The organism is Paenibacillus sp. FSL R7-0302, assembly GCF_038006885.1.
GTDB lineage: Bacteria > Bacillota > Bacilli > Paenibacillales > Paenibacillaceae > Paenibacillus_AQ.
On record NZ_JBBOWB010000002.1, the window covers coordinates 356,582 to 371,265 of the forward strand.

The following is a 14,684-nucleotide window of genomic DNA, read 5'->3' on the forward strand; positions in this document are numbered from 1 at the left end:
CCTCCTATCTTCGGATCAGCTTAGGTTCAAAGCCGACCCGCACAATATCTCCCAGCACATTGAAGCTCAGCACGGTAAACAGGATCATCAGCCCGGGGAACAGCGCCAGATAAGGCGCCTGGGCAATATACCCCTGTGCGCTGTTCAGCATACTTCCCCACGTGGCATTCGGCGGCTGTACCCCGAAGCCGAGGAAGCTGAGCGATGATTCCATCATAATGGCCGAGGCAATATTATTCGTCGCCCCTACAATAATCACCGGTATCAGCCCCGGAAGGATATGCCGCCAGATCATGCCGAAGGCACTCTGTCCCGAGGCTTTGGCATATAACACGTACTCCCTTTCCTTGATCGTCAGGGTCTCCGCGCGGACGACACGGGCCACATTCATCCACATCAAGAGAGCAATAATAATGATCAGATTGCCGATACTCGGCTTCAGATAGACGCTGAGCAGCAGCAGGATCAGGAAGGACGGGATCGACATGATAATATCCAGCATCCGCATCAGCAGATTATCGATCCAGCCGCCGAAATATCCGCTGATTACCCCAACCAGCACGCCCACAAAGGTTGCTACGACCATGGAGGCAAACCCGACCAGCAGCGAGACACGGCCTCCGTATAAGGCTCTGGACAGATAGTCGCGGCCATAATCATCGGTGCCGAACAGATGCGCGGCGCCGGGCTTCGTCAGGCGGGCCATGGCATCCATGGCATTCGGATCATGACCGGACAGGAAGGCAAAGACCGCCCCCAGGGTAAACACCGTCAATATGACAATAGCAGCGACACCCAGACCGTTCGTAAACAGCTCGGACTGCAAGTTTTTCCATTTACTGCGATTCATGAGGTCACCCCTTCAGTTTGATTCTTGGATCGACAACACTGTAAAGAATATCTGCCACCAGATTACCGAAGATCAGCATTAAGGAAGAGAACAGGGTAATTCCCATAATGACAGGATAATCCATCCCCTTTACCGCCGTCATCCCCAGGGAGCCGATCCCCGGCCAGGAGAACACCGTTTCCGTAACAATCGCCCCGGCCACCAGATCTCCCATCGACATACCGATCAGAGTAATCACCGGCAGCAGTACATGCTTCAGCACATGCCGGAACAGAATGGTGGATTTCTTCGAGCCAAAAGCGTACTGGATCTGCACATACTCCTCCTTAAGCTGTCCGATCGTGCTGGAGCGGATATAACGTACATACCCGGACAGGAAACTGAAGGCCAGCACCGTACAAGGCAATATCCCGTGCTTCAGCACATCCAGCGGCGATTCCACACCAATGGTGCGCATCCCCATGCTTGGAAGCAGGTGCAGCTTGATCGCGAACAGATACATCAGCAGGATCGCCAGCCAGAATAAGGGGATAGAGATGCCGATATAAGCGATAAAATTGATTAGCTTGTCTACCCAGCGGTTGCGGTTCGCACCGGCCACGAGGCCCAGCGGAATGGCCAGCAGGACGGCCAGGGCAATGGCGCTGCCCATCAGACCCGCAGTTGCGGGCAGGCGGTCCAGAATCTGATCCAGCACAGGCTGGTGATTGACCAGCGAGTACCCGAAATTGCCCTGGACCATCTCTTTGATCCAGATGAAATATTGGATATAAGCAGGCTTATCCAGCCCCAGATTATGGCGGATGCGCTCAATATCATCAGCGTGCATATTGGGCGTCACGAAAGACAGCACCGGATCTCCCGGAGCCAGCTTAATCATGGTAAAACAGACCACCGATACAAAAAACAGCATCGGCAATGTTTGCAGCAACCTTCGGACGATGAGTTGTCTCATACGCAGCTTCTCCCAGCTCTTAACAGGCAAAAATAAGCTGGGGGAACCAGCTTATTTTTTTGCCTTGCTTATTTTGTGAGGCGAATTATTTCTTGTAAATCTTGGACAGGTCTTCGAAGATGACGACCGGCTTCAGGACAGCCTCATCAACTCCGCCGTAATTCTTAGAGACAGCTACAACAGTCTTCGTATAAGCAATCGGATAGATCGGCGCATCTTCGGCTACCAGTTCTTGTGCTTTCTTGTAGATCTCTGCACGTTTGGCCGGATCTGCTTCGCCTGCCCCGTCATTCATCAGCTTGTCGACTTCACTGTTGGAATAATGCGAGTAATTAGATGAGCTATCGGTGGTGAACAGGATACGGTATGCATCCGGATCATATCCCATGATATAGCCGGTCAGAGCCAGCTCATAGTCGGTCGCCTTCAGATCAATGAATTTCTGTACCCAGGCCGAGGAATCCATGTTCTGCAATTCAACCTCTACACCGATTGCCTTCAGCTTCTGCTGCACATACAGCGAGATGGCTTCCTGCGCCTTGTTACCGCTCTGTACGATATACCGGAGCTTCAGGTTGCTCTCACCGGCAGTGGCCAGCAGTTCCTTCGCCTTGGCAGCATCATTGTCAAAGGTAGGGACATCGTTCGTGAAGTACAGTGCATCCGGAGTCAGGAAGGACTTTGCCGGATCAGCATATTCGCCGGAAGTGTACGCCGTCTGAATCAGCTCGTCGCGGCTGAGGGCCAAAGACAGGGCTTGCCGGACTTCTTTTTTGGTGAGGGCACCGGTATCGCTGTTCGCATTGAACATCAGATAGGCGAGGCGGCCTTCGCTATACGGGAGAATCTCAAAATTATTCGTCGCTTGAATCGTAGGAACATCCTTCGGGTCCAGATACTGTACATTAATCTCGCCGTTCTGCAGAGCCAGATTCGCAGCATTGGTATCCTTGGCAATCCGGTAAGTGACCGAATCCAGATGCGGCTTGCCCCCGAAGTAGTTGTCGAAGCGTTCCAGCGTCAGATACTCGCCGGCCTTGTATTCCTTGAATTTAAAGGGACCGGAGCCGACAGGAGAAGCGTTCTTCGTGCTCTTCTCAATGTTGGTCTCATTCTCGTAAATGTGCTTCGGAATCGGGAATACCTGTACCAGCGTGGCTTCAAAAGCCGGGCTGACCTGCGGCAGCTTGAACTCCACAGTCAGGTCATCGACCTTGACAGCCTTAATCGCTTTGTCGCCAATCAGGAAGTTGGCACGCAGGAAGCTGTTCTGCTTCTCATCAAGAATGCTGTCGATGGTGAATACCACATCATCCGCCGTCAGCTTCTCTCCATCATGCCAAGTCAATCCATCCTTGAGCTTCAATGTATACGTCAGATTATCGCTTGACGGTGTCAGGCTATCGGCCAGGTAGAAGGTCTTCTTGCCGTTGTTCACCTGGAACAGCGGAGCATACAGGGCCTGGTCAATGGTCAGGCTGACACGGTCACCCGCATAGTTCGGATTCAGCACAACCGGATCGGAAGCGACCCCTATAATCAGACTGCCTCCATCCTTCGGTTCGCCGGCGGCTGGCTCTTGTGATGCAGCCGGTGTCTGTGCGCCATTGGTAGATGAAGCGTTATTCCCATTGGAGCATGCACTGATCACCAGTGTTAATAATAGTAGAATAGCAACCCCTGTTATCCCTTTACGCATTGTCTCTTCCTCCATGTCTATGAGCATTCCCACTCGTTGTTGAGTTATTATATATCGGAATACTAGGAATTACAATGTATGAATTTACCATGGGCTTTACCAGACGCTGACCTCCTGCATGACCGCTCCGCGCCGCAGGGCATCGACATGCTCCATGCCTTCCGTAACCCTGCCGAATACCGTATGCCAGCCGTCCAGATAATCGAACGTATCATAACAGATAAAAAACTGGCAGGACCCCGTGCCTGGTCCAAAATGCGCCATAGACAGCGCCCCGCGCACATGCTTATGGGGATTCCCCTGCGTCTCACAGGGAATGGGATCTGTGCCGCCTCTGCCGTTGCCGTCGGGGCAGCCGCCCTGGGCAACAAAGCCGCGAACCACACGCTGAAAGGCCAGACCGTTGTAAAAGCCGCTGTTCGCAAGCTTTTCAAAATTGGCTACGGTTCCCGGCGCTTCCTGATCGAACAGCTCCAGCCGAACCTCCGGCCCCTGCTCCAGACGGATCAAAGCCTGCTTCATGGCGCCTCCTCCTCTACACGGGCTGCAGTGTCTGCCGGTACACGGATATAGACGGCCGTCTTGGCAGCATGCAGCGGCGCATAAATCTCCTCGATATCCTCGTCCACGAGCGGCCTAAGCTCTCCGCCCTCCATATGCAGGAACACCTCAGCGCGCGGATTCATTGCCAGGAGGACATTGATCAATTGCTGTACTTTTAACGTTGGCTTGTCCATCCTCTCACTCCTGCCAGCCCTCTTCCGGGGATTATATATATTAGCGGTATTGTACAATAGCTCAGGGCAAACGGCAATACGGCTCTCTTTTATACATACAGGTGATTATTTCGGGGAAATGGGGAAAGTCCGGTACTTCTCTAAAAATATCGAATACATATAATTTATATCAACTATTTGCGAATCCAAGGGGATGTTCTATCATGTTGACCTTATTCTGGAGTGGCTGCTATGAACCCGAATAGAACCCGGGTGCTGCTGGGCAGCCCGATCCATCAAAAACCGGCGATCCTGGAGCAATTCCTGAACTCTCTGCTGCGTCTGAACCTGAAGGATATCGATCTTGATTTCTATCTGATTGACGATAACCCGGATGAGGCCGCAAGCCAGCTGCTGCAGCAGTTCGCCCGGAACGGCAGATCCGTCTTCCTGCAATCCTCCGGCTACCATGATGACTATATCCGAGATGAGCAGACGCATGTCTGGCATTCCAATCTGGTCTGGAAGGTGGCCGGATTCAAGAATCTGATGATCCGGCGGGCGGAGGCCTTCGGCTATGACTACCTGTTCCTGATTGATTCCGACCTCATTCTGCACCCGGATACGCTGCTGCATCTGATCGGTACAGGCAAGGATATTATCTCCGAGATTTTCTGGACACAGTGGCAGCCGAATACACTGCTGCAGCCGCAGGTATGGATGCATGACGAATACAACCAGTGGGAGATTCATCCGGGAGAGCAACTCTCGCCGGAGGAGATTCAGCGCCGCTTTTATGCTTTTTTGCAGAAGATGCAGCAGCCTGGAATCTATGAGGTTGGCGGACTTGGCGCCTGCACGCTGATCAGCAGCTCAGCCCTCAGCTCCGGGATCAGCTACGACCGGGTCCGTAATATCTCCTACTGGGGAGAGGACCGTCATTTCTGCATCCGTGCAGCGGCCCTCGGCTTTCCGCTCTTCGTGGATACCCACTTCCCTGCGCTGCACCTCTACAGAGACAGTGATCTGGATCTGGTAGCGGAGTTCATCCGGCACACCTCGGGCGCGGAAGCAGCCTCTATAGTAGAAGCGAAGGATGAAGCTGGCAGTCATTCAGGAGCAGCCGGGGCCAGGAGTGAAGCAGAGCCTCACGGCTCAGATGAAGCGCCGACCGTTGAAGACAGCGGCACTGATCTGCACGACCTGGCAGAGACGGCTCTGGCCCCCGCTGACAAAAGAGTACACGAGGCAGCGGAGCAGTGGGATGTGCTGTGGACCGAAGCCGAAGCCCGGCAGCGCTTGTCCAAGGAGTCTCTGTCTGCTGACGCAGCCGAGACGGCAGAAGGAAGCGGAGCGGTGAAGGAGCATCCGGGAGGAGGAGCCAGCACAGGCAGGGACAGAGAAGCAGGTCTGCAGAAGCCTCAAGCCGCCTATGCAGCGTCCCCCGTCGCCCCGGCAGTCCCTGCTTCCCGCCGGCCCAAGCTGACCCTCACGATGATCGTCAAGAATGAAGGCACCAGGTTCCTGCGCCAGGTGCTCGAGGAGCACCGCAAGTATATCGATGAGGCCGTCATTATCGATGACGCAAGCACAGATGATACGGCAGATATCTGCCGAGAGGCTCTTGAGGGGATTCCGCTCCACCTGATACAGAATCCTGTCTCCAAATTCAGCAATGAATCGGAGCTGCGCAAGCAGCAGTGGGAGGCGGTGGTTAAGGCCCGTCCGGAGTGGATTCTCAATCTGGACGGAGATGAACTGTTCGAGTCATGTTTTCCAGAGGAGGTAGACTCCCTGCTGCGGACAGAGGACTGTGACTTATTCTGCTTCCGGCTCTACGACTTCTGGGATGAGGCAAGTTACCGCGAGGATATGTACTGGCAGGCCCACCACAGCTACCGCCCGTTCCTGCTCCGTTACCGGGAAGACTTCACCTATGCCTGGAATGATCTTCCGCAGCACTGCGGGCGGCTTCCGGAGAATATCTTCGAGCTGCCCCATCAGTTAAGCAACCTGCGCCTGAAGCATCTTGGCTGGTCGAAGCCGGAATTCAGGCTGGAGAAGTATCTGCGTTATATGCTGCTGGACCCGGATGCCGAGTACGGCTGGAAGGAGCAGTATCAGTCTATCCTTGACCCGAATCCCCGGCTGGTGAATTGGAGCGAATAAGGCGGAGGGCTGAGTCATAAGAAGAGAGAAAGAAGCTCCCTATCGGAGCTTCTTCTTTTTTTGCCAATAAACTTCAGGAAATATATCACTACAACAGTACTCACAGAATCATGGATATGCCAACATGACTTGGATTACTTCTACTAACACAACAAACGCGGTCAAAGCTTCTTTGAAAACATGAACGCGGTCAAAGGGAAGGATTGGGTTCACTTTTCCCTTATCTAAATCAACGCATCAAAATGGCCCTCTGCGTCTACCGTCGCTGTCCGGGGATCGGTCAGACCGATGCCCTTAAGGCCTCCCTTTCCCTCAGTCCGCCAGGGCGGAGTATGATCCTGAAGCGGGGGAGCAGGTACAAATGAAGCCGAAGCGGTACTCCCGCTTTTCTGCACCAGATGGGCCTCCAGCTGCCGTATTTGCCGCTGCAGCTGCTCCCGCCGATAAGGAGTCTGCATCTCTCCGCCCTGTGCCGCATTCACCTTGTCCAGCTCCATCAGCAGCCGGTTGCGCTGCTTCTCCAGAGAACTGACATCACTCTGTGTGCTGCCGTAAGCTGTAGTGGCCTGTACCGGGCTGATCCCGGATACCGTCTGTGCCGCCATGATCTCTCCCTCCGTTTCCTTGGCTTCTGCTTCAAATCCAGCCATATTCGAAAGTTCTAATCATTTCTATTACCCGGCAGCCCCCTCCATGACAACATTTCAACCACATATTTACAAAAAATCGTCGCATAGTCTCAGTCAGATGCTGGTTGGACTATACCAAAGACCTATTAACCGAGGTGATATGAATCAATAGAAGGCAAATACTTTGCGGAACAAACACAGCTGCTGACTTTCGGTCGTGCAAGTGGAAACGGCTTTGCCGTCCTTTTAAAGGACGGTACCGTTTCAGCGAGAATGCTAATGCCTCTCTCACCGGCCGCTTTTAAGGAGCAGTAATGTTGCTCTTTTTGCAGGATTCCTCTATCCCTTTTACGGGTTGAAGTACATTGTTGCATGATTTGCACAAATTTCGGTGTTTAGAGCAAGTTAGCGCTGAATTTGTTGCATTTTGTGCAGGATTTCAGCATAGAGCGCTTCTTGGGGACAGTAATGTTGCACTTTTGGCAGGATTCCTCTTAAAATGTTACTGCCTGTGATACATGGGGCCCTTCCCTCCGCGCAGCGGCACCCATTGTGTTCGGTTTTTCGTATACAATCAGATTCGTCAAACTTGCTGTGCTTCACTCTCATACGGACGACCTCCAGCTAATTTGATGGTAGATTGTCTAGCCTGAAAGTGTCCAAAGTGATTAGGGGCCTTTAAAGGAATGTTGTATTTCTAGCAGGATTTAAGTCGAATAATAAAAAAGCGCTCCTGCCTCAATAAGGCAGAACGCTTTTTTTGTGGATGCTTTGTAGATTGCCGCTGCCTCCTTAGGGGAGGCGCCGGGGCCCATTACATTTCACATCGATCCTACTGTCTTCGCAGACTCTGATTTCGCTATTGCAACAGTCAGCTCGCCGTCCGCTTCGTCCACCGTCATCACTGAGCCTTCCTCCGCTTCTCCGGCGATCAGCGCACGCGCTACCCGGGTCTCCAGGCTGCGCTGGATGAACCGCTTCAGCGGTCTGGCGCCATAGACGGAATCGAAGCCTTCCTCGGCAATGAAGCGGACCGCCTGGTCGCTGAGGACCAGCCCGATATTCCGCTCGGAGAGGCGCAGACGCAGGCCATCCACCAGCTTCACCACAATTCTCTGGGTCTCGCCCAGTGTCAGCGGCTTGAACATTACAATATCATCTACCCGGTTGAGGAATTCCGGACGGAAATGCCCGCTCAGCTCCTTCATAACCCGGTCCTTAACAGCTTCGGTCAGCTCGCCATTGTCATCCGTGCCCTGAATCAAATGCGGTGAGCCAATATTGGAGGTCATAATGATGATCGTGTTCTTGAAGTCGACCACCCGGCCCTGCGAGTCGGTCAGCCGCCCGTCATCCAGCAGTTGCAGCAGAATGTTGAACACATCCGGGTGCGCCTTCTCTACCTCGTCGAGTAGGACCACCGTATACGGCTGGCGGCGCACTGCTTCCGTCAGCTGGCCGCCTTCTTCATAGCCGACATATCCGGGAGGAGCGCCTACGAGACGGGAGACACTATGCTTCTCCATGTACTCCGACATATCGATACGGATCATGCCGTCCTCGCGGTCGAACAGCGATACCGCCAGTGCTTTGGCCAGCTCCGTCTTCCCGACCCCGGTCGGCCCGAGGAACAGGAACGAGCCGATCGGACGGTTCGGGTCCTTGATGCCGGCTCTGGCCCGGAGGACCGCATCCGCCACCAGCCGGACCGCCTCATCCTGCCCGACTACCCGCTCATGCAGCGTATCTTCCAGCCGCAGCAGCTTATCCCGTTCGCCTTCCACCAGTCTGCTTACGGGAACGCCAGTCCAGCGCGAGACGATGTCAGCAATCTCCTCCTCGGTCACAGCTTCTCGCAGCAGCCGGGTCTCCTGGTCCTGCTGCGCTGCTTCCTCTGCGCCCTTAAGCTGCCGCTCCAGATCAGGAATAATGCCATAGCTTAATTCAGCCGATTTGTTGAGATCATAGATCTCCTGCGCATCGACCAGATCCTTGCGGGCCTGCTCCAGCCGCTTCTTCAGGTCGCGGATGCCCTGAATGGCCGATTTCTCCTTCTCCCAGCGGGCCGTCATCTCCAGATGCTTCTCCTTGAGGTCAGCCAGCTCCCGCTGGAGGTTCTCCAGGCGGCGGGCGCTGGCGTCGTCGGTTTCTTTTTTGAGCGCGGCTTCCTCAATCTCCATCTGCATCAGGCGGCGGGTTACCTCATCCATCTCACCGGGCATGGAGTCAATCTCCGTGCGGATCATCGCGCACGCTTCATCGACCAGGTCAATCGCCTTATCCGGCAGGAAGCGGTCGGTAATGTAACGGTTAGACAGCACACCGGCTGCGACCAGAGCGCTGTCATAGATTTTGACCCCGTGATGCACCTCGAAGCGTTCCTTCAAGCCGCGCAGAATCGAAATGGTATCCTCGACATCCGGCTCGCTGACCAGCACCTGCTGGAAGCGGCGTTCGAGCGCCGGGTCCTTCTCGATATACTTGCGGTACTCATCCAGCGTGGTCGCCCCGATACAGTGCAGCTCACCCCGGGCCAGCATCGGCTTCAGCATGTTGCCCGCATCCATAGCCCCCTCCGTCTTGCCCGCACCGACAATCGTATGCAGCTCGTCAATGAACAGAATAATCCGTCCGTCACTCTCGCGGATCTCCTTCAGCACCGCCTGCAGCCGCTCTTCGAATTCCCCCCGGTATTTCGCACCGGCAATCAGCGCACTCATATCCAGCGAGAAAATCGTCTTGTCCTTCAGTCCCTCCGGTACATCCCGGCGGACAATCCGGTGGGCCAGCCCTTCGACAATCGCAGTCTTGCCGACACCCGGCTCCCCAATCAGCACAGGGTTATTCTTGGTCTTGCGGGAGAGGATGCGGATCACCCGGCGAATCTCGGCATCGCGCCCGATGACCGGATCGATCTTGCCAGCCCGCACCTCAGCCACGAGATCGCGGCCGTACTTCTCCAGCACCTCATAGGTGGCCTCCGGCTCCCGGCTGGTCACCCGCTGGTGTCCGCGAATCTCCGCTAACACTCCAAGCAGCTTCTCCCGGGTAACGCCCCGGCTGGTGAACAGCCCGCGCAGCTCGCGGTTCCCGCTGCCGGTGTCCGATACCATCGCCAGCACGGCATGCTCCACCGCCACGAATTCGTCGTGCATCTTGGCCGCTTCCTGCTCCGCCTGTTCCAGCATGGCAATCAGCGCGGGCGATGCATACCGCCGCATGGTGCCCGCTCCGCTCCCGCTTACGCTGGGTTTGCGCTGAAGCAGCGCCTCGGTTCCCTGCAGCAGTTCGGCTGCGGGAACATTCATCTTCTGCAGCAGCCGGGGCAGCAGGCCCTCATTCTGCTGAAGCAAGGCTTTCAGCAGATGAAGATTGTCAATCTCCTGATGCCCGCCGGAGGCCGCCAGCGACTGCGCCTCTGCCACCGCTTCCTGCAGCTTCTGGGTAAGCTTATTGAAATCCATAGGATCATCGCCTTTCTAATGTATAGGTTAATCAGCCGGATGCCCGGCTGTTATTTACTGAATCAGAATATGCCTTACCGTGTTGCCGCTCTGCGGCGCTGTGCCCCGCCGGAGGTGCGCCGTTTCGCACCTGCCTGGAAGCTGCTGGACTCCGCCAGCTGGCGGTACATCCTCTTCTCTGCCTCCGATGTATCAGACGGAATGACCATCTCCATCCGGAACAGGATGTCACCGTTCGTTCCGTCCGGACGTCTCAGCCCCTTACCGGAGAGACGCAGCGTTCCGCCGCTGGCTATACCGGCAGGGATCTTCAGCTTCACGCTGCTGCCATCCGGGAGCGCTACCTTGGCTTCCCCGCCCAGCACAGCCTGCCAAGGGGCGATCTCAACCGTGCCGAGGAGATCCCCTCCGTCCGGCTCGTAGATCTCATGCGGCAGGAGATGCAGCGAGATCAGCAGATCGCCGCCCTGCCCCGTCCCGCTTCCGCCGCCGGGCACCCGGATGACCGTCCCTTCCGCCGAGCGTGCCGGAATCTGTACGTTCAGGTCCTTGCCGGCCGCCTGAACGCTGATATTGCCGCCTTTGTAGGCCTGCTCCAGCGTAATCTCAAGCTGGGCCTGCATCGTACTGAACTCATCCCCCCACGGGCTTCCGCCTGGACGGGCACCACTGCTGCCCGAGAAGAAGCCGGCACGGTCAGCCGCGCCCCGGCTGCCGAAGAACATCCCGAACAGATCCTCCTCCGGTATACCGCCGGAAGAAGCGGCTCCGCTGCTCCAGCCCGCGCCAAACGGCGATTCCCATGACGCAGAGGAGGCCGATCCGTAGCTGCGCTGACCCCGTGAGCCTGCGGCGGCTCCATAGCGGAGCTCCTCATCATAGATTTTGCGCTTCTCTTCATCGCCCAGCACCTCATATGCCTCGGCTGCTTCCTTGAACTTCGCCTCTGCCTCCGGGGCCTTGTTGACATCGGGATGCCATTTTTTGGCCAGCTTCTGATAGGCCTTCTTGATCTCCTGCTTCGAGGCCTTCTGATCTACCCCAAGACGCTCATAGAAATTTGCCGCCACCGGAACCTCCTCCTTTCGTGTAATGGGAACCTTCTGCCTTCCTCCGGGAAAAGACGCATTATAGCCGGGACCCCCACTACAATGCGTCTAATATTAGTGCTATATGAAAAGTCCGGTGAAATCCTGCTGCCGCCCGGTGAACCGGATAGGCCAGCGGCTACAGCCGCTAAGCCCGGAGTTCCTGCGGAAGCGGCAGCTTCAACCGGACTTGGAGGTCCATCTGCCTCTTCAGGCTGCCCTTCCGCTTACTGAAGCTCTTTCCGGTCTGAAGTATCGTTTCCGCCATCCTGAATTTCGATCCGTTTGCCCTGGGATTTCTGCCGTTTCGGCACCTCCAGGCTCAGCACACCGTCTTTCAGGGAAGCGCGGATGTCTTCCTCAGCAATATCCTGAACGTAGAACCGGCGTACATATTCACCATACCGCCGTTCGCGGCGCACCATTTGATGCTCCTTGCTCTCTTCGTTGCTCTCTTCTCTGCGAACCGCCTTGATCGTCAAGTAAGGGCTGGAGTAATCAATGTCGATTTCTTCTTTGCGGAAGCCAGGGAGCTCGGCCTCGATCAGATATGCCCCTTCACGCTCCCGGATGTCGGTCCGGAAAGACAGCGCGTTACTTGTCAGCGGTGCGAAGAAATCATCATTAAACACTTCGTTCAGCGACTTCGCCAGCACACCAAAAGCATCATCTCTGCGTTTACCAAAAGGAACCAAATCAAACATCTTTCATTCTCCTCTCATTTGACTTTTGATTTTTTGAATTCGGTCTTGCTCAGTCTTTGACTTTGTCTGACCTATGGCTTTATTATAGCCTGCACCCCCGGAGAAAACAAAACCCGTATAAGCCGAAAATCCGGGAAAATCCGGCGTTTCGGCTCGTTTTTTAGTATAAATTTTAACCTTATTAAAGTTTTGACCTTATTTGACCTTCCTGTTCTATTTCAAATAACGCTCCCGGTATTCACTCTCCAGCATGCCCATCATAATTACATCATGATACTCATGGTTATAGAACAGCGTCTGACGCCGCACCCCCTCCTGTACGAACCCGATGGACTCATAGACATGCGCAGCACGGGCATTATAACTGTAGACCTCCAGCTCAATTCTGTGCAGATTCAGAATGCCGAAGCCATAATCCAGCATAAGCAGCAGCGCTTCACGCCCATATCCTTGTCCCTGATGCCGCTCGTCCCCGATGGCGATCCGCAGATTGGCATTCCGGTTATCCCCATCTATATCCTGAATGGCGATGTCGCCGATAACCTCGTCGTTCTCCTTCAGCGCGATGAGCAGCAGCACTGTACTGTCATCCCCGGACTTATGGGCGATATACTGCTCAATCTGCTCTTTGGTGACATGATTCTTGGTTCCGGTCAGCCTGCGGACTTCCGCGCCGTGGAACATCTCATAATACAGCCCGGCGTCCTCCCCGTTCAGAGTGCGCAAATATACCTTATTCCCTGTTAAAAGCCTTGAAGCCCTGTTCATCTCTGTCCACTCCCACTGTCGTAATTGCTCTTATAGTAATATAAATCTGTATACTATAAAATATACAGAAACGTTCGATTTCTAAGGACAGATGGAAGGTGAACTATGCTGCTTGTCCCGGATCTGAATGAACATAGCGAGACCCCTTACTACATACAGCTCTATGATTATCTGGCAAAAGCAATCCTGGGCGGCACCCTGCAGAGCGGGACGCGCCTGCCTTCTATCCGCCGCCTGGCAGCGTTATGCGGGATCAGCGCCACTCCGGTTGAGCTTGCTTACCAGCAGCTTCTGGCAGAGGGCTTCATCGCCAGCAAGCCGCGCAGCGGCTACTATATTCTGCCCGTTCACCGGGAAGGCAGCCCTGCTGCCGCCGGGGAACCGCCAAGTCTGGCCCCCCGCCCGATCACGCCCCGTGATTCACGGCACTACGCGTATGATTTCCATATGTCACGCAATGATTTCTCCCTGTTCCCGCACAAAATATGGCGCAGCCTCTACCAGGAGCAGCTGGCGAATCCAGACCTGCTCCAGTACGGCGATCCCCAGGGTGAGCCGGCCCTCCGCGCAAGCATTGCCGCCCATCTGCGGCAATTCCGCGGGCTGCGCTGCACGGAGAAGCAGATTGTAATCGGCGGCGACCAGTATACGCTGTGTTCTTTGCTGTGTCTGCTGCTGAAGGGAAGGGTGAGCGGACTGGGTATCGAAGATCCGGGGTACCACCTGCTGCCGGCGGCATTCCGGCGCAGCGGATACGGAATCAAGCCGATTCCGCTGGAGGAGGATGGATTGCAGCTAGACAAGCTGCACAGCAGCGGAGCAGATGCTGTGTACATCTCGCCGTCCCACCAGTTTCCCCGGGGGATGACCATGCCAATCACCAAACGTCTTGCCTTGCTGGAGTGGGCCCGGTCCACCGGCGGCTATATCATCGAGGATGATTATGACGGGGAGTTCCGTTATCACGGACGGCCGATCCCCGCGCTGCAAGGGCTTGCTGAGGGCAGTCCGGTGATCTATATGTGCAGCTTCGCACAGTCGGTAACCCCTGCGATATGTATTCACTATATGGTTCTGCCGGATGAGCTGCTGCCGGACTATCACAGCCTGAGAAGCGAGCTGTACCTGGAGCATTCAGCTTCACGGCTTCATCAGATTGCGCTGCATTATTTCATGGAGCGGGGACATTTCGAGAAGCACCTGCGGCGGATGCGTCTGCTCTATCAGCGCAAGCATGACCTGCTGCTGCGCTCAGTCAGGCAGCATTTCGGCGATGCCGCAGTGCTCAGCGGAACGGATGCCGGATTTCATCTGCTGCTGACCTTTAAGCCGCCCGCAGAAGGCAGCGCTAGAGTTAAAGCCAGATTTAGCACCAGCGCCAAGGAGCTTGCTGCGGCAGCGGAAGCTGAAGGCATCCGCGTTACCCCCATGTCCTATACGTGGTGGGCCAAGCCGGATTATGACGAACCCGAATTCATCCTGGGCTTCGGCGGGATCGCCGAGGACTTCATCGATGAAGGCATCCGCAAATTGGCGGAGGCATGGCTGGGCTAATACGTATCAGATTTAAGAGCGCCTCACTCCCGTGCAGTCATTCACATGCTGTAGGCGCTGGAACGGCAGTAACTGTATTTTGTACAAT

The 14,684-nt window shown here is 55.3% G+C and carries 13 protein-coding genes; 3 read left to right on the forward strand and 10 right to left on the reverse strand.

Annotated features, from left to right (window positions below):
- Positions 1-4: 4 nt before the first annotated feature.
- From MKY96_RS27255 to MKY96_RS27275, 5 genes are all read right to left on the reverse strand, one after another.
- A complete protein-coding gene (locus MKY96_RS27255; protein ID WP_340945300.1) occupies positions 5-850 on the reverse strand; it encodes an ABC transporter permease in 846 nt (281 codons plus the stop codon).
- Positions 851-854: 4 nt separating this feature from the next.
- On the reverse strand, positions 855-1,805 hold the full coding sequence (locus MKY96_RS27260) for an ABC transporter permease (protein WP_036723626.1): 951 nt from the start codon (positions 1,803-1,805) through the stop codon (positions 855-857).
- Positions 1,806-1,890: 85 nt separating this feature from the next.
- Positions 1,891-3,504, reverse strand: coding sequence for an ABC transporter substrate-binding protein (locus MKY96_RS27265; RefSeq protein WP_340945301.1), 1,614 nt, complete (start codon positions 3,502-3,504; stop codon positions 1,891-1,893).
- Positions 3,505-3,600: 96 nt separating this feature from the next.
- The gene (locus MKY96_RS27270; RefSeq protein WP_340945302.1) at positions 3,601-4,026 is read right to left on the reverse strand and encodes a peptidylprolyl isomerase; all 426 of its coding nucleotides are present in this window, start codon (positions 4,024-4,026) and stop codon (positions 3,601-3,603) included.
- Entirely contained in the window at positions 4,023-4,241 is a 219-nt protein-coding gene (locus MKY96_RS27275; RefSeq protein WP_340945304.1) for a hypothetical protein, read from the reverse strand. Before MKY96_RS27275 ends, MKY96_RS27270 begins: the two co-directional genes overlap by 4 nt.
- Before the next feature lie 231 nt (positions 4,242-4,472).
- Here MKY96_RS27275 and MKY96_RS27280 point away from each other — a divergent pair, with 231 nt between their 5' ends.
- A complete protein-coding gene (locus MKY96_RS27280) occupies positions 4,473-6,389 on the forward strand; it encodes a glycosyltransferase family 2 protein (RefSeq protein ID WP_340945305.1) in 1,917 nt (638 codons plus the stop codon).
- 224 nt (positions 6,390-6,613) lie between these two features.
- Here the strand turns inward: MKY96_RS27280 and MKY96_RS27285 are convergent, their stop codons facing one another.
- From MKY96_RS27285 to MKY96_RS27295, 3 genes are all read right to left on the reverse strand, one after another.
- A complete protein-coding gene (locus MKY96_RS27285; protein ID WP_340945306.1) occupies positions 6,614-7,039 on the reverse strand; it encodes a hypothetical protein in 426 nt (141 codons plus the stop codon).
- Between the two features lie 800 nt (positions 7,040-7,839).
- Positions 7,840-10,482, reverse strand: a complete 2,643-nt coding sequence (clpB, locus tag MKY96_RS27290; protein ID WP_340945309.1) for an ATP-dependent chaperone ClpB — start codon at positions 10,480-10,482, stop codon at positions 7,840-7,842.
- Positions 10,483-10,556: 74 nt separating this feature from the next.
- Positions 10,557-11,552, reverse strand: a complete 996-nt coding sequence (locus tag MKY96_RS27295) for a DnaJ C-terminal domain-containing protein (protein WP_340945311.1) — start codon at positions 11,550-11,552, stop codon at positions 10,557-10,559.
- Between the two features lie 81 nt (positions 11,553-11,633).
- Here MKY96_RS27295 and MKY96_RS27300 point away from each other — a divergent pair, with 81 nt between their 5' ends.
- Positions 11,634-11,804, forward strand: coding sequence for a hypothetical protein (locus MKY96_RS27300; protein WP_340945313.1), 171 nt, complete (start codon positions 11,634-11,636; stop codon positions 11,802-11,804).
- Here the strand turns inward: MKY96_RS27300 and MKY96_RS27305 are convergent.
- Both MKY96_RS27305 and MKY96_RS27310 read right to left on the reverse strand, forming a co-directional pair.
- A complete protein-coding gene (locus MKY96_RS27305) occupies positions 11,798-12,274 on the reverse strand; it encodes an Hsp20/alpha crystallin family protein (RefSeq protein WP_340945316.1) in 477 nt (158 codons plus the stop codon). The genes MKY96_RS27300 and MKY96_RS27305 overlap by 7 nt on opposite strands.
- Before the next feature lie 213 nt (positions 12,275-12,487).
- On the reverse strand, positions 12,488-13,042 hold the full coding sequence (locus MKY96_RS27310) for a GNAT family N-acetyltransferase (RefSeq protein WP_340945319.1): 555 nt from the start codon (positions 13,040-13,042) through the stop codon (positions 12,488-12,490).
- Between the two features lie 105 nt (positions 13,043-13,147).
- On the opposite strand from MKY96_RS27310, the gene pdxR reads away from it, so the two are divergent.
- Positions 13,148-14,596: a MocR-like pyridoxine biosynthesis transcription factor PdxR gene (gene pdxR / locus MKY96_RS27315; protein ID WP_340945320.1), complete on the forward strand. Its 1,449-nt coding sequence runs from the start codon at positions 13,148-13,150 to the stop codon at positions 14,594-14,596.
- Positions 14,597-14,684 lie beyond the last annotated feature (88 nt).